This window comes from Streptomyces sp. H27-C3, assembly GCF_030063415.1.
Taxonomy (GTDB): Bacteria; Actinomycetota; Actinomycetes; order Streptomycetales; family Streptomycetaceae; genus Streptomyces.
On record NZ_JASITA010000126.1, the window covers coordinates 1 to 618 of the forward strand.

Annotated in this window: 1 pseudogene; it reads left to right on the top strand. The window is 75.4% G+C overall.

The window, feature by feature from the left end:
• Positions 1-618, top strand: a pseudogene (locus QMK30_RS38375) (50S ribosomal protein L11 methyltransferase); the annotation flags it as partial.

Sequence of the window (618 nt, forward strand, 5' to 3'; positions counted from 1 at the left end):
GTCATCGTCATCGGCGGCCCCGGTGGCCCGGCCGCCCCCGGCAGCGGCTGGATCGCGGGCCGCGACCCCGGATACCCACCGGCCGTACGAGGCTGGGCCCTGCCCGGCGAGGCGTACGGCGACAACCTGGGCGAGGGCGAGTCGGCCGAGCTGCGCGCCGCCCAGCTGGCCCGGCTCGGTCCGCGTACCGGCGACCTGGTCTGGGACATCGGTTCGGGCAGCGGCGCGCTGTCGGCGGAGGCGGCCCGGTTCGGCGCAGCGGTCATCGCGGTGGACTCCGACGCGGACGCCTGCGGTCGCACCACCGTGTCGGCCCGGCGCTTCGGCGTCCAGGTCCAAGTCGTGCACGGACAGGCGCCGCACGTGCTGGAGGACCTGCCCGAGCCCGACGTCGTACGGATCGGAGGCGGGGGAGTGCCGGTCGTCTCCGCCTGCGCCGACCGTAGGCCCGAGCGCATCGTGACGCACGCGTCCACGCGGGACGAGGCGGAGGCGATCGGGCGGACGCTCACCGAGAGCGGCTACGCCGTCGAGTGCGCGCTGCTCCAGTCCGTCGAACTCGACACCGGTGCCTGGTCGGAACGCGACCGCTCGGTGGTCTTCCTGCTCTCCGGGCAG